Here is a 235-nt window from a genome sequence, read left to right as displayed (position 1 = left end):
CTTCTACTGTTTCGTATAAAATATATAACGCGGATGGAATCGAAGATGTAACTCGTACTGTAGATGACGCGCCTTATGGTGCCTCTAGTGGAAGAGTATTCCCATTAGAAAAAGGCCATTATATTAGTTTTGTCATTAAAGCCAAAACAATAGGTAATAAAGGTGGTACTACACAATCCTTACCAATTTCTGCTGTTAGTACGCTGTTAGGCACAGGTAAAACTCTTAATAACAC

General features: G+C 37.4%; 1 protein-coding gene. It reads left to right on the top strand.

The genetic code is table 11. The features are described 5' to 3' along the window. Nucleotides 1-235, top strand: a 235-nt coding sequence (locus tag SB749_RS20960; RefSeq protein WP_410712017.1) for a hypothetical protein, incomplete at both ends; no start/stop codon positions are given.

This window comes from Brevibacterium sp. SIMBA_078, from assembly GCF_046534565.1.
In the GTDB taxonomy this organism is placed as follows: Bacteria; Actinomycetota; Actinomycetes; order Actinomycetales; family Brevibacteriaceae; genus Brevibacterium.
Note: the sequence above shows the minus strand (reverse complement) of the source record. Positions and strands in the feature narration are given on the sequence as shown.